The organism is Jeotgalibacillus haloalkalitolerans (assembly GCF_034427455.1).
GTDB classification, from domain to species: domain Bacteria; phylum Bacillota; class Bacilli; order Bacillales; family Jeotgalibacillaceae; genus Jeotgalibacillus; species Jeotgalibacillus haloalkalitolerans.
In genome coordinates this window covers 688,831-707,631 of the sequence record NZ_JAXQNN010000001.1, presented here as the reverse complement: position 1 = coordinate 707,631, position 18,801 = coordinate 688,831, and the positions used below count along the sequence as shown (strand labels likewise).

Below are 18,801 nucleotides of genomic sequence, written 5' to 3'. Positions count from 1 at the left end.
ACCCACGCCCTCGCGTGTGTATACTGCTGATATACGTATAATTAGTTAGAATATCGTGATGTATAAGAATAAGAAGTATGAGTTCAGTAAAATTATACGCGTACTGCTGTTGCAGCTGCTTCTGCTCTTGCTTCTGTCTCTTCACGAACACGTTCTACGTTTGCGCCTAGTGCGACTAGCTTTTCGTGGAAGTTTACGTAGCCACGATCAAGGTGTTTCAGTTCTGTTACTTGTGTGTAGCCATCTGCTACGAGTCCTGCGAGGATCAGCGCTGCGCCTGCTCTCAGGTCAGTTGCTGCGACTTCTGCTCCCTGAAGATTGCTTGGTCCGTTCATGATTGTTGAACGTCCTTCGATTTTTACGTTTGCATTCATGCGGCGGAATTCTTCGACGTGCATGAAGCGGTTTTCGAATACTGTTTCAGTGATCACGCCTGTTCCGTTTGCTGTCAGCATCAGTGCCATCATTTGTGATTGCATGTCTGTCGGGAAGCCCGGATGTGGCATTGTCTTGATGTCTACCGACTTCAGGTTGCCGTTTCCAATAACGCGTACGCCTTCATTTTCCTCGATGACTGTAACGCCCATTTCTTTTAGCTTCGCGATAACTGAAGCTGAATGCTCCGGTACTGCGTTTTCGATTAATACGTCGCCTTCTGTGATCGCTGCTGCAATCATGAATGTGCCGGCTTCGATACGGTCAGGAATGATTGTGTGTTCTGCACCGTGCAGTTCTTCCACACCTTCGATACGAATTGTATCAGTTCCTGCGCCTTTGATCTTAGCACCCATTTTGTTCATGTAGTTCGCCATGTCTACAATTTCAGGCTCTTTTGCACAGTTTTCAATGACTGTTGTGCCTTCTGCAAGTGTTGCAGCGGCCATGATGTTTTCAGTGGCACCTACACTTGGGAAGTCCAGATAAATTTTTGCGCCTTTCAGACGGCCGTTTGTCTTCGCTTCGATAAATCCATTTCCAACAGTGACTTCCGCGCCCATCGCTTCGAACCCTTTCAGGTGAAGATCAATTGGTCGTGAACCGATTGCACAGCCTCCAGGAAGTGCGACTCTTGCGTGACCATTTCTTGCGAGTAGTGGTCCCATGACCTGAACAGATGCACGCATTTTACGTACATATTCAAATGGTGCTTCCGGTGCAAGATCTCTGCTTGCATCCACTACTAATTTATTTGCTTCTTTTGTGTACTCTACTTCTGCATTTAAATGCGTAAGTACCTGGTTAATTGTTTTTACATCTGATAATGCAGGTACTTCTAGTAAAGTACTTTTTCCTTTTCCAGCTAAAAGTGCTGCTGCTAAAATTGGAAGAACTGCATTTTTAGCACCTTCTACTTTGACTGAACCTTGCAGCTTGTTACCGCCGCGTACGATGATTTTTTCCAAGTGAGTTCCCCTCCGCGTCTTCATTCTCATAATACTATTCATATTCAATGTAAGTGACTGAAGTGATATCGTCCTCTTCAATCGCGCAATAGGCTAATCCAATAATCGTCTCATAAACAAGTAAACTTTTAAAAAACTAAAACATTACAAATCTTATCATTCTAGAACTCTTTTATACAAGAGAAGAAAGTCATGATTCATGGCAATTTGACAATTTTTTCACATGCCATACAGTACTTATCGACAGATCCACTGTCTTTACAAAAACTCAGTTCTCTTATATATGAAGAGTTCAAGATAGCCCCTGCCGGTTTAATGTCACATGGTTGACTATTCCACATCCTTATAAATTTAAACCATATCTTCCTGATTTGGTAGTTATAAAAATCACATTTTTTGAAAAATCAATGGTTTTCCTTTATGAAAACCTTTACATTGTGACAATTTTGTGCCTACCAGAGATATGGCAGCTGCTGAGACCACGTTGTATATGATAAGAAGAAATTGGCGACTGTGGAGCCGATTGCAATGCTCACAAGGATAAACAGTACCCTTGCCTGAAATACCCTGTTTGGCCGGATCGCTTTGTCGAAACGAAGCGCCTGCATCGACCAGAAAGTTAATGCGATAAATGTTAAATGGATAAGCATGCTTAAAAGCGCCTGCTGTCCGAACTCTGCCATATACTGACCCCTTTCTGCCAACTTTGCCATTCTACCAAAGAATTCTTAGAAATCCATGAGAATCTGTCCGTAGTTTGTGAAAATGCTCATAAAGTATGATGTCAGTCCTCTTAAAACAGGGCTGATTGTAGCCGTAGTAAATAATGATTTCATTCTTTCATTTCAACCATAATTTATTACCTGTTTTTTATCAGAGATAAACCATGTGGCTCAAATAAAAAACCGGCCCCCTTACCGGCCTGGCATGTTAGCCATTCCGGGGAGGGTGCCGGTTGAATCAGTTACATTTTATTTTCGTATACATCAATGCGATTCATTGCACGACGAAGTGCAAGTTCTGCGCGTTTGAAGTCAACGTTGTCCTGTTTGGCCTGCAGAAGGCGCTCTGCCCGCTGCTTGGCTTCTTTTGCACGGTCGATATCAATGTCTGTTGCAGGCTCTGCTGCTTGTGCCAGAATTGTTACCTGCTCCGGGCGGACTTCAAGGAAGCCTCCGGTTACTGCTACAAGTTCAGTGCGTCCTTCTTTTTTCAGACGGACAGCGCCGATCTCAAGCGGTGCAACCATTGGGATGTGCCCTGGCAGAATGCCGAGCTCCCCGCTCTGAGCTTTTGTGCTCACCATTTCTACAGCAGACTCGTACACAGGGCCATCGGGAGTAACGATATTGACGTTAACGGTCTTCATTTTTTTCCCTCCTGGTCCCTAATTATACTTCTACGCCCATCTTCTTAGCAGATTCGAGCACTTCTTCGATGCGTCCAACCAGACGGAATGCATCTTCTGGAAGGTGGTCGTATTTACCTGCAAGAATGTCTTTGAATCCTGCGATTGTTTCTTTAACAGGAACATAAGAACCCTTCTGGCCTGTAAACTGCTCTGCTACGTGGAAGTTCTGAGATAGGAAGAACTGGATACGGCGTGCGCGTCCTACGATCATCTTATCTTCTTCCTGAAGTTCATCCATACCCAGGATGGCAATGATATCCTGAAGCTCTTTGTAACGCTGAAGCGTCTGCTGAACTTCACGTGCTACATTGTAGTGCTCTTCTCCAACGATCTCTGGAGAAAGTGCGCGTGATGTTGAAGCAAGCGGGTCAACGGCTGGGTAGATACCCATTTCAGAAAGCTTACGCTCAAGGTTTGTCGTTGCATCAAGGTGGGCGAATGTTGTCGCCGGTGCAGGGTCAGTATAGTCATCGGCAGGTACGTAGATCGCCTGGATCGATGTTACTGAACCAACATTTGTCGACGTGATACGCTCTTGAAGCTGACCCATTTCAGTTGCAAGTGTCGGCTGGTAACCAACGGCTGATGGCATACGGCCAAGTAGTGCTGATACCTCAGAACCTGCCTGCGTGAAACGGAAGATATTATCGATGAACAGAAGTACGTCCTGTCCCTGCTCATCACGGAAGAATTCAGCCATTGTCAGACCTGACAGGGCAACACGCATACGCGCACCCGGCGGCTCGTTCATCTGACCGAATACCATCGCTGTTTTCTTGATAACGCCTGAATCAGTCATCTCGTGGAAAAGGTCATTTCCTTCACGTGTACGCTCTCCAACACCGGCGAATACTGAGATACCGCCGTGCTCTTGTGCGATGTTGTTGATCAGTTCCTGAATCAGTACGGTTTTACCAACACCGGCTCCTCCGAAGAGACCGATTTTACCACCCTTGATATATGGAGCAAGCAGGTCTACTACTTTAATTCCAGTCTCAAGGATTTCTGTGTCAGTTGAAAGTTGTTCAAATGTTGGTGCTGTACGGTGAATTGGGTCACGCTGTACGCTTGCATCTACATCTCCTGCAAGGTCAATCGCTTCTCCAAGTACGTTAAATACGCGTCCAAGTGTAGCATCTCCAACAGGAACAGTAATTGGCGAACCAAGGTCCGTTACTTCTGCTCCACGCTGAATGCCGTCAGTGGAGGACATCGCAATGGTACGAACAGCATCATCACCAAGGTGAAGCGCTACTTCTAACGTTAGTACTCCGCCTTCTGCTGAACCGGATGGTACTGTTAGAGCGTTATAAATGTCAGGCAGCTGGCCATTGTCAAACTTGATGTCAACAACTGGACCCATGACCTGTAAAACGCGTCCTTTATTCATCATTTTCCCTCCTAGCTTGCTTGTGGAAGCCGAGCGGGAAAGCCCGGCTACATGTGTTGTGTCTTTGGTAACGAGAGATTGACCTGCGCTTCGGGCGGACGCTTTCCGGACGGTGGTTGCTTAGCCTCCTCAGCCTGCGGCTTCCGGGGTCTCAGCTTCCCACTATTCGTCCCGGAGTCGCCGCCCTGCGCTCCGGTCAACTCTCTGGGTAAGTCTTAATACGTTTCAGTCACAGCTGCCTCAAACTGTTAAGAATGAAAGAAGCCATTCTGAACTTTATTAGTCTTCTAACGCCGCGGCGCCGCCGACGATTTCGGTGATTTCCTGAGTGATCGCGGCCTGGCGGGCACGGTTGTATGATAATGATAGTGAATCGATAAGCTCTTTGGCGTTGTCCGTTGCACTCTTCATTGCTGTCATACGGGCAGCGTGTTCACTTGCTTTACCGTCAAGCAGTGCGCCGTAGATCAGGCTTTCTGCGTATTGCGGTAGAAGCACTTCAAGGATTGCTTCAGGTGATGGTTCAAACTCATAAGATGTCATGCCGCCTGTTTCAGCTGCTACATCTGTCAGAGGGAGAACCTTCTTCTCTGTTACTTCCTGTGAAATTGCGCTGACGAAGTGGTTGTAGTACATGTAAAGCTCGTCGAAAGCTTCATCTGCATACATGCCCACTGCTTTTCCCGTAATTTCTTTAATATCAGCAAAGCTTGGCTGGTCGGGTAACCCAATGATGCTATCGATGATATTCATGCCTTTTTTAGCAAAGAAGTCACGTCCGACACGACCGACTGCAAGGATCACATACTCATCTTTGCTTGAGTGACGGCTGTTGATCGCATTCATTGCTGAACGGATTACGTTGGAGTTATAAGCTCCTGCAAGTCCTCTGTCAGAAGTGATGACGAGATAAGCAGTCTTTTTCACAGGGCGTGTGCTGAGCATCGGGTGTGATGCATCTGCCGCGCCTGTTGCAATAGAAGCAACCACTTCCTGAATTTTGTTCATGTAAGGGTTGAATGATTTCGCGTTATCCTCTGCACGGGACAGCTTGGATGCGGATACCATTTCCATTGCTTTTGTGATTTGACTTGTCTTTTTCGTCGACGTGATTCTGTTTTTAATATCGCGTAACGATGCCACTGGTTCTCACCACCCTTTAATGTTGAATTGCCGGTTTAATTATTCGCTTTTAGCAAAAGTCTTCTTGAATCCGTTGATTGCTGCTTCCATATCACTGTCTTCAGGCAGACCTTGCGTTGTGCGGATGTGATCCAGCAGTTCTTTGTGGTTTTGATCCATCCAGCTTAGGAATTCGTTCTCGAAACGGCGAATGTCTTCTACTGGGATATCATCAAGGTGTCCTTTTGTTAATGCATAAAGGATCATTACCTGCTTTTCTACTTTAAGCGGCTTGTTCAGGTCCTGCTTCAGTACTTCTACAGTACGTGCACCACGGTTCAGTTTTGCCTGAGTTGCTTTATCAAGGTCAGAACCGAACTGCGCGAATGCTTCAAGCTCACGGTATGCTGCAAGGTCAAGACGCAGTGTACCAGATACCTTCTTCATCGCTTTGATCTGTGCAGATCCACCAACACGGGATACTGAAAGACCGGCGTTGATCGCAGGACGTACACCCGAGAAGAATAGATCTGACTGAAGGAAGATCTGTCCATCAGTAATTGAGATTACGTTCGTTGGAATGTAAGCTGAGATATCCCCTGCTTGTGTTTCAACGAATGGAAGGGCAGTGATTGAACCTGAGCCCAATGTTTCATTCAGCTTCGCTGCACGCTCAAGAAGGCGGCTGTGAAGGTAGAATACGTCACCAGGATATGCTTCACGACCTGGAGGACGGCGTAGTAGTAGTGAAAGTTCACGGTATGCAGATGCCTGTTTTGTTAAGTCATCATATACAACAAGCACGTGCTTGCCATTTAACATGAATTCTTCACCCATTGTTACTCCTGTATAAGGTGCAAGGAATAATAACGGTGCAGGCTGTGATGCAGATGCCGTTACGACGATTGAGTAATCAAGTGCGCCGTGCTTACGAAGTGTTTCAACTGTACCACGTACTGTTGATTCCTTCTGTCCGATTGCAACGTAGATACAGATCATATCCTGGTCTTTCTGGTTCAGGATTGTATCGATTGCTACAGATGTCTTACCAGTCTGACGGTCACCGATGATAAGCTCACGCTGACCACGGCCGATCGGAACAAGTGCATCGATCGCTTTGATACCAGTCTGAAGTGGCTCGTGTACTGACTTACGCGCCATTACGCCTGGTGCCGGGCTTTCGATTGGACGTGCTTTAGATGTGTTGATTGGACCAAGTCCGTCAACAGGCTGTCCAAGCGGGTTTACTACGCGGCCGATCAGTTCCTCACCAACTGGAACTTCCATGATACGGCCTGTACGGCGAACTTCGTCGCCTTCTTTGATGTCGCGGTATGGTCCAAGGATAATGATACCGACATTGTTCTGCTCAAGGTTTTGCGCCATACCCATAACGCCGTTAGAGAACTCAACAAGCTCTCCAGCCATAACGTTATCAAGGCCATGAGCACGTGCGATACCGTCACCGATTTCGATAACCGTACCAACCTCCGTTACTTCGATATCCGATTGATAATTTTCAATCTGCTGTTTAATCAGCGCACTGATTTCTTCAGCTTTGATGCTCATGAATGTCACCCCTCATTTCGTGGATCTTATCGTTTCAGTTCACGTTCAAGGCGATTTAGCTTATTGCGAAGGGTGCCGTCAAAAATACGGTTCCCGATGCGGATGCGAATGCCGCCAAGAAGTGCTGAGTCTACGTGATTATGAATGTCAAGACGCTGTTTTCCGACCTGCGGAGCAAATGAAGCAGAGATTGCTTCTTTATCTGCGTCTGATAGTTTTGTTGCTGATGATACGTGTGCAACGGCTGTACCGCGTGCGTCAAGTGCACGGTTAATGTACTCATCTGCAAGCTCTACCATCTCGTTGTTACGACGGCGGTCAACCAGAATGTACATCGTGTTCAGCACGTGCTGTGAAATGCCGCTGAATGATTTCTCGATCAGCTGCTTCTTTTGTACTTTTGACCATTTAGGAGACTGAAGAAGCTGAGACAGTTCAGGCGTCTGTGTAAACACCTGGCGAACTGTGCGAAGGTCTTCTTCAATTTTCTCTGTCTGGCCGTGCTTTACTGCAAGCTCAAAAAGTGCCTGAGCGTAACGCGCTGCTGCAGTTGATTTGCTCATCGCAGATCCCCTGCCTTTGCAATTGTTTCGTTGATCAGCTGCTGCTGTTCTTCAACTGTCAGTTCTTTTTCAATTACTTTAGAAGCAACCAGTACAGATAGTGTAGCAACCTGCTCGCGAAGTGCTGCAACTGCCTGGTCTTTTTCTGTTTCGATCTCGCGAAGTGTCGCTTCTTTCATACGCTCTGATTCTGCACGCGCTGCAAGAATAATCTCTTCACGCTGAGCATCACCCTGTTTGCGGGCGTTTTCAATCAGTTCCTGCGCATCCTGACGAGCTTCTTTCAAAAGCTGGCGCTGCTCTTCAAGCTGCTGCTTCGCTTCTGTACGACTTCTTTCAGCCGCTTCGATTTCGCCTGCGATGTGATCTTCACGCTGTTTCATGATGCCCATTAACGGACCCCATGCGAATTTCTTAAGTAATGCTAGTAAAAGGATGAACATCCCGAGTTGGAAAAGGATATCCCCTTCACTGAAGCCACTGGCTCCAAGTACAAATGCATCAAGTGTGAACACGCTCGTTTCACTCCCTTCAGAAGTCAGTCAAATACGGAAAGTTTCATATTAATAAGATGTGCGTTGAATTCCACTACGGGAACCAACTAACCTTTAACGTTTAAAGTGATAAACAACTGTTACTCTGAAAAAAGGCGAAGGTTCGCTAGGAATGATCTTCGCCATTTTAACGTGTAATGAATTATTGACCTTGTACGATGAACGCGATAACTACGGCGATGATCGGAACGGCCTCAACTAGTGCTACCCCGATGAACATTGTAGTTTGAAGCATACCGCGAGCTTCTGGCTGACGTGCGATACCTTCTACTGTTTTAGATACGATCATACCGTTACCGATACCTGCACCTAGTGCTGCTAAACCTACTGCTAGTGCTGCTGCTAAAAGACCAATTGAACCTGTCATTTGGATATATCCTCCTTAGTGTGGGTAAATAATTTTTTGTTTAAGATGTTTGTTCAGTATCTGAACAGGTAAATATATTAATGGTCGGAGCTCACTTTGTGCGCCATATAAACCATCGTTAACATTACGAAAATGAATGCCTGGATACCACCGATAAATACGGAGAAACCAAGCCATGCAAGCGTTGGAATAACCGCTGCAAGGTGACCAAAGACACCTGTTGCCAAACTTCCTGCAAGAAGACCGAGCAGGATCTCACCTGCATAGATGTTACCGTAAAGACGCAAACCAAGCGTTAGCGTGTTTGCAAATTCTTCGATAATCTTAAGCGGGAATAAGAAACCCATTGGACGGAAAAAGTCTTTCCCGTATTCACTGAAGCCTTTCATGCGTATGCCATAGTAATGCGTCAGCGCAATTACCATAACAGCAAGAGTCATTGTAACGATTGGATCAGCTGTCGGTGATTTCCACCAGAGATAATGATCATATGTAATCGCAAACGGTAAACCTAAAAAGTTCGAAATTGCAACATACATAATGAGTGTAATCCCTAAAATGTGAAAGCTTCCTCCTGTTTTCCAATCCATGTTACTCTTGATGATATTCCGCACAAAGTCCATGATCCATTCCATAAAGTTCTGCATCCCGGTTGGCTTCATTGCCAGGGTGCGCGTGGATATGACTGCAATTAAAAATACAATTGCGGATGCGACGGTAATCATTAAGACATTGGAGAGATTAAAGGTCAGCCCCAGAAATTCTGCTAATGGCGCTTCATGATTCATTTATTTCACCTCTCTTCCCGCTTCTTGTGTAGGACTTGCTGCAATAAATAATCTATCATAATGACGAAATAAACCATCATTAATCCAAATACAGTGGAAATCAAATGAATGAGTTCCGGAAATTCCAGTGCAATCAGCACCGCTACTCCTGCTGAGGCCATACGTGATAGTGTTCCAAGCGAACGCACTTTTCTGCCTTCGTCCATCGCACGATCAAACTTTTCCATTCTGTTCTTCATCAGCCAAAGATTGAGCAGGCTGAAAGAAGTTCCCAGTATCAGACCGAGAAAAACATCCGGGAAAGGTGTGAACCCGAAGCCGAGGACAAAAATCGATAACAAGTAAAATATGTACTTGGTGTACCGCAAAAAATGCTTTCTGATGTCAGGCATTTAGCTACTCTCCTGAGTCGAATTGTTTCACTGTGCGAAGCATCGCATAGATTCCTGCTGATAAACCCAGAAGTAATCCGATGATCATAAACAGCGGTTCTGTTTCCGTCTGGCGATCAAGCCATCTTCCACCGAAAATACCGATGAGTACGGAACCAGTTAATTGTGACAGAATGGCCGAATAAAGGACCATCGCATGGAACGGACGTCTGGTTTGACGCATGAGTGCATCCTCACAATCTGAGAATGAAATTGAGGGCGGATATTGTAAGGTTTTACATGCTTTTTTGCACCTATGAAAACCTTATCATTATACCCTTTAAAAGCATACAATAGGCACTAAATGATGTCAACGCGATCTCGACAAAAAGTTCAATTGATCACATATAGATGTATGTGTGTTCACATTTTTGACAAACCGGGATTTTGGGTGGTGCTTGAGAGTTGTTTTTTGTGGTTTGGTATGTCCTTTGGGCGGGTGGTGATTGTGGGGTTTGGGTTGAGGCATAGGGGGTGTGTATTGGGGGGCGGTGTGCGGTTTTTAATTCTTACACCTTGTCTGGTAATTCAATCACCTTTTGGAATGATTCTTACACCTTTTCAGTTTATTCAATCGCCTATTGATTTTTTCAGCCTTGCCTCACGATAAAAGAAATCCCGCCCCTGATCCAGGAGCGGGATTTCTCTTACACGCGGAATGTGTCCGGGCGCTGATCTGTTTCTTTAAAATAGTAGCGGATCGCTTCTGCAATACGGGCAGAGGCTTTACCGTCACCATATGGATTGGATGCTTTTGACATGGCCTGGTAGGCTGCGTCATCTGTCAGCAGTTCTGTTGCCATATTGTAGATCTGTTCCTCTTCGATTCCTGCAAGCTTCAGCGTGCCTGCTGCGATACCTTCAGGACGTTCAGTTGTATCACGCAGTACAAGTACAGGGACACCAAGTGAAGGCGCTTCTTCCTGCACGCCGCCTGAGTCAGTCAGAATCAGGTACGCTTTTGATGCAAAGTTGTGGAAATCAATCACATCAAGCGGATCGATCAGGTGAATACGATCATCTCCACCAAGAATGTCCTGGGCGATTTCACGGACAGCAGGGTTCAGGTGAACAGGGTATACGACCTGAACATCTTTCTGCTCATCGACCACGCGTTTAATTGCACGGAACATATTTTTCATCGGCTCACCAAGGTTTTCTCTGCGGTGTGCTGTTACAAGAATCAGGCGGTCACCATTTAACTGATCAAGAATATCGCTCTGATAGTCTTCATTTACAGTCGTCGATAGTGCGTCGATTGCTGTATTACCAGTAACAAAGATATTTTCTTCAGGCTTATTCTCCTGAATCAGGTTATCCGCTGACTGATCGGTTGGAGCAAAATGCAGATCCGCCATTACACCTGTCAGCTGACGGTTCATCTCTTCAGGGTACGGAGAATATTTATTCCACGTACGAAGTCCTGCTTCCACGTGTCCGACTGCGATCTGATTGTAAAATGCTGCGAGTCCAGCAACGAATGTAGTCGTTGTATCACCGTGAACAAGTACGATATCAGGTTTTGTTTCTTTCATAATACGGTCAAGGCCTTCAAGCGCACGTGTTGTGATACCAGTTAGCGTCTGTCGGTCTTTCATGATATTTAAATCGTGGTCAGGTGTGATCCCGAAAATATCCATTACCTGATCAAGCATTTGTCTGTGCTGAGCCGTTACAGTTACAATCGGCTCGAAATACTGGTCCTGTTTTTTAAGCTCAAGTACTAATGGTGCCATTTTAATTGCTTCCGGTCTTGTGCCGAAAATCGTCATCACTTTTATACGTTTTGACATTGTTTTCTCCTTTAACGGTTTCGCTTATTTTGTTCCGAATAGTCTGTCGCCTGCGTCTCCAAGACCAGGGACAATATAACCTTTTTCGTTCAGCTTTTCATCAAGGGCTGCAATATAAATGTCTACATCATCATGTTCTTTTTTAATTTCTTCAACGCCTTCTGGTGCTGCTACAAGACATAGGAATTTGATATTCTTTGCACCGCGCTTTTTCAGGGAATTGATCGCTTCAACTGCTGATCCGCCTGTTGCAAGCATTGGGTCAACTAAAATGAAGTCACGCTCTTCAACGTCTGAAGGAAGTTTCACGTAATATTCAACCGGCTTTAATGTTTCAGGGTCACGGTATAGTCCAACGTGGCCAACTTTTGCTGCCGGGATCATTTTCAGAATGCCATCTACCATCCCGATTCCTGCACGAAGAATTGGCACGATCGCAAGCTTCTTACCGGAAAGTACTTTACCTTTCGTCTGACTAACTGGCGTTTTCAGATCGATTTCTTCCATTGGAAGGTCACGTGTGATTTCAAATGCCATTAGTGTTGCGACTTCATCTACAAGTTCACGAAAATCCTTTGTTCCAGTCTGCTCATCGCGGATGTGCGTCAGCTTGTGCTGAATCAGCGGATGATCAAATACGTATACTTTTCCCACACCTGTCACTCCTTTTATGTAAATGCATTTCTTCATATTATTATAAAGCAAATCCTTACGAAAGTTATCATACTTACAGGTTTTTTACAAGAAAGGTTCGTATAATGTATGGTAAGTGTTACGGAATGGTAATTGTACTAAATATTTTGACGGTTTGTGTGCAGGGGAGCTTAATGGGAGTGTCACTGTTTTCGTTCGGAATGTAGCAATCCGCTCTAAAATTGTAGTGATACACCCGGGTTCTTGTCGCTATTCCGGGCCTGGTTGTTGCTTTCTATCGATTCTCTCGTCATATCTGACCTGCACCATACCCTCTTCATGCCCTTGAGACACTAAAAGACTGTTTCCAAAGGGCATGCAGGGCGACTTCGTGACCTTGTCGCTGTTTCCGCCCGGGATGTAGCAATTCCTGCTGTGGTTGTAGCGATACACCCGGGTTCTTGTCGCTATTCCGAGCCTGGTTGTTGCTTTCCACCGGTTTTGTGGTCATATCCACCCTAAACCTCACCCGTTTCATGTCTCAAACAACTAAAAAAGACTGCCCATTAAGGACAGCCTCCAGATTTTACTCGTATAACGCAAAGCGGCTTGTAATCTCTTCGACTTTTGCTGCAGCTTCTTTCAGCTTTGCTTCGTCTTCGTGATTTTTAAGTGCTTCTGCGATCAGTTCAGCGATTTCTTCCATTTCTTTTTCCTTGAAGCCGCGTGATGTGACAGCTGGTGTTCCGATACGGATACCGCTTGTGACGAACGGGCTTTCAGGGTCGAATGGGATTGTGTTTTTGTTAACAGTGATGCCGATATCATCAAGTACTTTTTCTGCAACTTTACCTGTCAGGTTCAGTGAGCGCAGATTCACAAGTACAAGGTGGTTATCAGTGCCGTCTGAGACGATGTCGATTCCGTTTTTCTTAAATGCTTCTGCCATTGCCTTCGCATTTTTAACAACCTGATCGATATAGTCTTTGAATTCTGGCTTCAGTGCTTCACCGAATGCTACTGCTTTTGCAGCAATGACGTGCATGAGCGGTCCACCCTGAACGCCAGGGAAAATGGACTTATCGATCTTTTTCGCGAATTCTTCCTTACAAAGAATCATGCCTCCGCGCGGTCCGCGAAGTGTTTTGTGCGTTGTGGTTGTAACGAAATGTGCGTGTGGGACTGGAGACGGGTGTGCACCAGTTGCCACAAGTCCTGCGATATGCGCCATATCCACCATCAGATATGCGTCCACTTCATCAGCGATTTCACGGAATTTAGCGAAATCGATTGTACGTGAATATGCACTTGCACCGGCTACGATCATCTTCGGCTTATGCTCAAGCGCTTTTTGACGAACATCCTCATAATCGATGCGCTCGTCTTTTTCACCTACACCGTACTCGACAAAATTATATAGTTCACCACTGAAGTTTACTGGACTTCCGTGCGTTAAGTGACCTCCATGAGACAGGTTCATACCAAGAACCGTGTCGCCCGGCTTTAGTACTGAGAAATAGACAGCCATATTAGCCTGTGCACCTGAGTGCGGCTGAACGTTTGCATGCTCTGCGCCGAAAATTTCTTTCGCGCGGTCGCGTGCAAGGTTTTCAGCTACATCCACGTGCTCGCAGCCACCATAGTAGCGGCGTCCAGGGTAACCTTCTGCGTATTTGTTTGTCAGTACTGATCCTTGCGCTTCCATGACTGCTTCACTTACAAAATTCTCTGAAGCGATCAGCTCGATTTTCGTACGCTGACGCTTCAGTTCATCCTGCATTGCTTCGAATAATGCCTGATCCTGCTGTTGAATCTTATTCATTGTGAATCCTCCCTCATGTCCCGGGACTGTTTCCCGTCTTTGGTCAAAAATCTACTTCATCTTAACACGTTTTTGATGATTGTGAAAATGGAGTTTTTGACAAAAAGGGTGTTGTTATACGCTTACATATAAGTTTTCATGCGAAAAGACGAATATTTTTCAAAAATCTTTTATGATCTTTTGTATTTTTTCATTTCAGAAAAACAACCGGCCTCCTCAGACCGGTTGTCCATCTATCTATTCAAGTTCGTACACAGCACGTGCACCGCCAACGAGTTTTGGTCTGGTACGCGCAAGTGTAATATGGGCTTCACCTAGTGATTTTGCAGTAACACGGACCGGTACGGCGACCGGCTTCAGGTGCATGCCGATCAGCGTATCGCCAATATCGATGCCCCCGTGTGCCTGAATGCGCTCCACTGCAACCGGATTCTTCATATGACGATATGCATATGAAGCCATTGCACCGCCTGCTTTTCGAACAGGAACGACGGTTACTTCATCAAGGCTGTAACGTTCTGCTGTTTCCCGCTCCACGATCAGCGCACGATTAATGTGTTCACATCCCTGAAATACAAGATGCACACCGGTATCTGCGGCAAATCTTTCAAATGCTTTAAAAAGCGATTCAGCAACCTCATCTGTTCCGGATGTGCCGATTTTACGACCGATGACTTCTGACGTTGAACAGCCGATGACAAACAACTGCCCCTCTTTTAACAAAGCCTGTTCCTGATATTCCTGAAGAATCGACAGCAATTCCTGGTTCATTGCAAGCCCTTCTTTCTATTTGGTTCTGTTAAGATGGGCTGATAGTTTCCGCTTCAGGGGGACGCTTTCCGGACGGTGGTTGCTGAGCCTCCTCAGGCTTCGCCTTGCGGGGTCTCAGCTTCCCGCTGTCCCGGAGTCGCCCCCTTCCACTCCAACCATCAGCTGTGCATTCACATGAACTGTCTTTATCTCAGCAGATTTCTATAATTACTTCGCTTCATACTCACTCATTTTGTTAATACGATTCTCATGGCGTCCGCCTTCAAATTCTCCCTGAAGCCAGATCGATGCAATTTCACGCGCAAGCCCCGGACCAATGACACGCTCGCCCATCGCAAGCATATTCGAATCGTTATGACCACGCGTTGCTTTCGCGCTGAACGTATCGTGTACAAGTGCACAGCGGATGCCTTTTACTTTATTCGCTGCAATACTCATGCCAATACCAGTACCGCAGATCAGAATTCCGCGGTCAAATTCACCAGCTGCCACTTTTTCAGCAACCGGCAATGCGTAATCAGGATAATCAACTGATCCCTCACAGTCACAGCCGAAATCTTCAAATTCAATATTCATTTCCTTTAAAAGATCTGCAATTTCCTTACGCAGATTCGTACCACCATGATCAGATGCTAATGCGACTTTCATATTAAAATCCTCCCTGTTCCTGTTTATTAAGGTTTTTCAGCATGCTATCCATTAATCTGTTTAACTCGTTAAAAGTGGAGCGGTATACTTCAACCGAACCGCCATACGGATCCGACACATCCAGCCCGCGCTCTGAGGAAAATTCCTTCAGTGTAAAAATACGGTCAGCTGCAAACGGAAACTGCTCCATCAGCATTGCTTTATGCGAACTCGTCATAGCGAACACATAATCCGCCCAGTGCACATCAGCCTGCGTAACAGAATGCGAGCGGTGATCATGCGCCAGACCATTTTCCTCAAGCACCTGCTGCGCATTATGTGATGCCATCCCGCCTTCCATCGCAAAAAGACCGGCAGAACGCACCTCCATATGCGGCTCACCTCTATGATTTAAAATTGCTTCAGCCATCGGACTGCGGCAAGTATTCCCTGTACAAATAAACAAAATCCTCATGAAAACGACCCCTTTTTAGGATTCTCAGTTCCTCTTAAGCTTATCACATTTTAGACACTTTTTCTTTTGGGGAGTGTTTTGTGATACAGGGGGACGGAGGTGATGTATCACTTTACCAAATTCTGCATGAAGAACCTCAGATATCTCCCATGTCCTCTTCATGCTCTTCAGTAACAAGGATTTAGTTTCTTAAAGTCATAAAAATAGCCGGTACGATCGAAATAGAATATCAACATCAATTTCGTGCTCACTCCCCCGCCTGGTCAATCATGCCGGCCGTTGGCGTTTTCATGACACTCACTGCAGCAGCCACTGTATTCAACCCGGGCGTATCGCACCGTCAACCAAATCACTGACCCCTTCATGACTAGAAATACCACCTTCGCGCAGCTCTTGCCACTTCGGCGACCAAGCCACCCCTCCCATATTCTGCATAAAAGATACAGCAACCTCCGTCCCCCCGTATCACATGCAAAAACCCGGGTCTCTCCCAAACCCGGGTTCTCACAAACTCTATTTCAGTGGTCCGCTGCTTTCGCGCACCAGCAGGGTGGTTGGCAGGACGACTTTTTTGGCGATTTTACGTTTGGATGTGAGCTGATCGAGCAGGAGGTCGACGGCTGCTTCACCCATGTATTCGGTGTGGACCTGTATGGTTGTGAGTGACGGCTGCAGGTAGCGTGACATTTCGATGTCGTTGAAGCCGACGACGGATACCTGTTCCGGTACGCGGACCCCTTTTTCATGGAGGGCACGCATGGCTCCGATTGCCATTGAGTCACTTCCCATAATGAATGCGGTTGGTCCATTGTCGAGCTTCAGCGCTTCTTTCATCAGCGTGTAGCCATCTGCAGCTGTGAACTTCCCGGTCCAGATGTATTCAGGATGAAAGGTGTGATAGAGAGACAGGTATTCGAAAAATGTTGTTTCCCGCTCGTCCTTGACCATTTCATTATCCTGTACGTATTCGTGTCCGCCGATGTAGCCGATGCGCTCGTGACCAAGGTCGATCAGGTGTTTGAGGACATCGATCATGGCGGAGCGGAAGTCGACTACGATGGAATCAACACTTGATGTTGGTGTGAAATCGACAAGTACCAGTTTATCAGTCAGTTTTTTGAATAAAGAAATATCAGACAAGCTGAACTTACCTATCGCAATCATGCCATCCAGCTTTTCTTCTCCGGCTGATCTGAATTGTAGGTCATTTTTATAGTATTTAACGATTTCAATTCCACGTTCAGAACAGGTCCGCTCTACTCCCAGACGGACTGAAAGATAATATGGATCTTCCATTTCCTGTTCTTTTGAATACCAATACACCAGACCCATTCTGAGGACGGTTTTCTTTTTAACAACCTTTCTTTTACCAGGCTGATAGTTCAGCTCCTCAGCAATCAGCAGAATCCGCTGCTTTGTTTCATGCGCAACAGAGAGACTTTCATCCTTATTCAGCACCCGGGACACCGTTGCAAGCGAGACATTTGCCTTGGACGCTATATCTTTTAAAGTTGCCATTTTTACCACCCATTCGTTTTCAGGACATTTACTTTCTATTATACGTGATTTATGCCAGAGGTTTTAGTCATTTATCGAATCAAGAAACTTTTTAAACGCTGCCTGGCCCTGTTCGTTCTGCTTAAATACGCCGGCATGCGAGAGGACTTGTTCAAATACTTTGCCTGTTTCTTCTCTGAGGACGTTAATCGCATTCTCAGGTGAAAGTGAGCGTTTTTCAAGTATCTGCTGTGCCCATTCTGCATGTTTGGCTGTACGATCATCCTGATGCAATCCGTTAAGGTCATTGTTTGCAAGATAGTCAGCTGTCAGTTGAAGCTCCTCTTTTAAACGGCCTGGAAGCACTGCAAGCCCCATGACTTCAATAAGGCCGATATTTTCTTTTTTAATATGATGCAGCTCTTCATGCGGATGGAAGATTCCGCCTGGATGCTCGTCACTTGTCCGGTTATTGCGCAGGACGAGGTCAATTTCAAATTTCCCTTCGCGTACCCTTGCGATTGGTGTGATTGTGTTATGCGGCACACCATCAGTGAACGCTAAAATATCAACAAGTGGATCTTCATAGCGTTTCCAGAGGTCCAGCACTTTACCGGCAAGGGCTGAGAGTTCGTAGCGGTCTTCGCTTCTCAGTCTCAGGACAGACATCGGCCATTTCACAATTCCCGCTTCCACGTTTTCATATCCTTTAAACGTAAAAGTCTCTGTTACTGGGGCTGTTGCCATTGGGAATTCGTAATGCCCGGCCTGAAAATGGTCATGGCTCAAGATGGACCCTCCGACGATTGGCAGGTCTGCGTTTGATCCGACGAAGTAATGCGGAAATTGTTCTGTAAACCCCAACAGCCTATCAAAGCTTTCCTTTGATACCTTCATCGGCTTGTGTGCTTCACTCAGTACAATCGCGTGCTCGTTATAGTACACATACGGCGAGTACTGGAAAAACCATTGTTCCTGCTCAAGCGTTACCGGTACAATCCGGTGGTTTTGCCGTGCCGGGTGGTTTGCTCTGCCGTCATATCCGACATTTTCTTTACACAGCAGGCAGGATGGATAACTCACGCTTTTTGCTTTCTTTTCAGCTGCGATGGCTGCCGGATCTTTTTCAGGCTTTGAGAGATTGATTGTAATTTCAAGCTCACCAAAAGGCGTTTCTGAGATCCAGCTTTCATTCTTTGCAATGCGGTCTGTTCGGATATAGTTAGCATGCTGTGATAATCCGTAAAAGAAATCAGTCGCCTTTTCAGGATCTTCCTGATAAAGAGAAAAGAATGTCTGATTCAGCTCAGAAGGTCTCGGCATCAGGCAGTTCATGATCGCAGCATCCACCTGATCTTTTTCAGTGATGCCGGTCACATCAAGGTAATCTTCAGCCCAGCTGATGATTTCATTCAGAACAGGCACCGGTGTTTCAAGCTGCTCTTCCGGTACGGCTGTTTCTTCCGGTGCATCAAGCTTCAGCAGTGAAAGGATTCTGTTCCTTGCATAGTCTATGTCTGCCGTTTCAATCATCTTTTTTTGCACAGCAAACTGCAGCAGACGTTCAATTTGTAAAGAAATCATT

Annotated in this window: 20 protein-coding genes; all 20 read right to left on the bottom strand. The window is 45.9% G+C overall.

Annotated elements, in window-relative coordinates; genetic code table 11:
• Positions 1-92: 92 nt before the first annotated feature.
• The 20 genes from murA to galT all read right to left on the bottom strand — a co-directional run bounded on the left by murA (position 93) and on the right by galT (position 18,800).
• Positions 93-1,403, bottom strand: a complete 1,311-nt coding sequence (gene murA / locus UFB30_RS03420; protein ID WP_322420267.1) for a UDP-N-acetylglucosamine 1-carboxyvinyltransferase — start codon at positions 1,401-1,403, stop codon at positions 93-95.
• Between the two features lie 452 nt (positions 1,404-1,855).
• Positions 1,856-2,086, bottom strand: coding sequence for a DUF1146 family protein (locus tag UFB30_RS03415; protein ID WP_322420266.1), 231 nt, complete (start codon positions 2,084-2,086; stop codon positions 1,856-1,858).
• Positions 2,087-2,367: 281 nt separating this feature from the next.
• Positions 2,368-2,772 (bottom strand): F0F1 ATP synthase subunit epsilon, encoded by a 405-nt coding sequence (locus UFB30_RS03410; RefSeq protein WP_039811513.1) that lies wholly within the window; start codon positions 2,770-2,772, stop codon positions 2,368-2,370.
• Between the two features lie 22 nt (positions 2,773-2,794).
• Positions 2,795-4,204, bottom strand: a complete 1,410-nt coding sequence (atpD, locus tag UFB30_RS03405) for a F0F1 ATP synthase subunit beta (protein WP_322420265.1) — start codon at positions 4,202-4,204, stop codon at positions 2,795-2,797.
• A gap of 279 nt (positions 4,205-4,483) precedes the next feature.
• A complete protein-coding gene (locus UFB30_RS03400) occupies positions 4,484-5,347 on the bottom strand; it encodes a F0F1 ATP synthase subunit gamma (protein WP_039811516.1) in 864 nt (287 codons plus the stop codon).
• A gap of 39 nt (positions 5,348-5,386) precedes the next feature.
• Positions 5,387-6,895 (bottom strand): F0F1 ATP synthase subunit alpha, encoded by a 1,509-nt coding sequence (gene atpA / locus UFB30_RS03395; protein WP_322420264.1) that lies wholly within the window; start codon positions 6,893-6,895, stop codon positions 5,387-5,389.
• Positions 6,896-6,921: 26 nt separating this feature from the next.
• Positions 6,922-7,458 (bottom strand): F0F1 ATP synthase subunit delta, encoded by a 537-nt coding sequence (locus UFB30_RS03390; protein ID WP_322420263.1) that lies wholly within the window; start codon positions 7,456-7,458, stop codon positions 6,922-6,924.
• Positions 7,455-7,973 (bottom strand): F0F1 ATP synthase subunit B, encoded by a 519-nt coding sequence (gene atpF, locus UFB30_RS03385; RefSeq protein ID WP_322420262.1) that lies wholly within the window; start codon positions 7,971-7,973, stop codon positions 7,455-7,457. The genes UFB30_RS03390 and atpF overlap by 4 nt, the downstream gene beginning before the upstream one ends.
• Before the next feature lie 181 nt (positions 7,974-8,154).
• On the bottom strand, positions 8,155-8,367 hold the full coding sequence (atpE, locus tag UFB30_RS03380) for a F0F1 ATP synthase subunit C (RefSeq protein ID WP_039813889.1): 213 nt from the start codon (positions 8,365-8,367) through the stop codon (positions 8,155-8,157).
• Positions 8,368-8,456: 89 nt separating this feature from the next.
• On the bottom strand, positions 8,457-9,167 hold the full coding sequence (gene atpB / locus UFB30_RS03375) for a F0F1 ATP synthase subunit A (protein ID WP_322420261.1): 711 nt from the start codon (positions 9,165-9,167) through the stop codon (positions 8,457-8,459).
• Between the two features lie 5 nt (positions 9,168-9,172).
• Complete coding sequence (locus UFB30_RS03370) at positions 9,173-9,559, bottom strand: ATP synthase subunit I (protein ID WP_322420260.1); 387 nt, start codon at positions 9,557-9,559, stop codon at positions 9,173-9,175.
• A gap of 4 nt (positions 9,560-9,563) precedes the next feature.
• Positions 9,564-9,782 carry an AtpZ/AtpI family protein gene (locus UFB30_RS03365; protein WP_322420259.1) on the bottom strand — a complete coding sequence of 73 codons (219 nt, stop codon included), beginning with the start codon at positions 9,780-9,782 and terminating at the stop codon, positions 9,564-9,566.
• 463 nt (positions 9,783-10,245) lie between these two features.
• A complete protein-coding gene (gene wecB, locus UFB30_RS03360) occupies positions 10,246-11,391 on the bottom strand; it encodes a non-hydrolyzing UDP-N-acetylglucosamine 2-epimerase (protein WP_322420258.1) in 1,146 nt (381 codons plus the stop codon).
• A 24-nt stretch (positions 11,392-11,415) separates the two neighbouring features.
• Positions 11,416-12,045, bottom strand: a complete 630-nt coding sequence (gene upp / locus UFB30_RS03355) for a uracil phosphoribosyltransferase (protein WP_039811537.1) — start codon at positions 12,043-12,045, stop codon at positions 11,416-11,418.
• A gap of 565 nt (positions 12,046-12,610) precedes the next feature.
• Positions 12,611-13,846 carry a serine hydroxymethyltransferase gene (gene glyA / locus UFB30_RS03350; RefSeq protein WP_322420257.1) on the bottom strand — a complete coding sequence of 412 codons (1,236 nt, stop codon included), beginning with the start codon at positions 13,844-13,846 and terminating at the stop codon, positions 12,611-12,613.
• A 237-nt stretch (positions 13,847-14,083) separates the two neighbouring features.
• Positions 14,084-14,617 carry a TIGR01440 family protein gene (locus UFB30_RS03345; protein WP_322420256.1) on the bottom strand — a complete coding sequence of 178 codons (534 nt, stop codon included), beginning with the start codon at positions 14,615-14,617 and terminating at the stop codon, positions 14,084-14,086.
• A gap of 207 nt (positions 14,618-14,824) precedes the next feature.
• Entirely contained in the window at positions 14,825-15,265 is a 441-nt protein-coding gene (rpiB, locus tag UFB30_RS03340) for a ribose 5-phosphate isomerase B (protein WP_322420255.1), read from the bottom strand.
• 1 nt (position 15,266) lies between these two features.
• Entirely contained in the window at positions 15,267-15,719 is a 453-nt protein-coding gene (locus UFB30_RS03335) for a low molecular weight protein arginine phosphatase (protein ID WP_322420254.1), read from the bottom strand.
• 513 nt (positions 15,720-16,232) lie between these two features.
• Entirely contained in the window at positions 16,233-17,237 is a 1,005-nt protein-coding gene (locus tag UFB30_RS03330; protein ID WP_322420253.1) for a LacI family DNA-binding transcriptional regulator, read from the bottom strand.
• A gap of 63 nt (positions 17,238-17,300) precedes the next feature.
• Entirely contained in the window at positions 17,301-18,800 is a 1,500-nt protein-coding gene (gene galT / locus UFB30_RS03325; RefSeq protein WP_322420252.1) for a UDP-glucose--hexose-1-phosphate uridylyltransferase, read from the bottom strand.
• Between the last annotated feature and the right edge of the window lies 1 nt (position 18,801).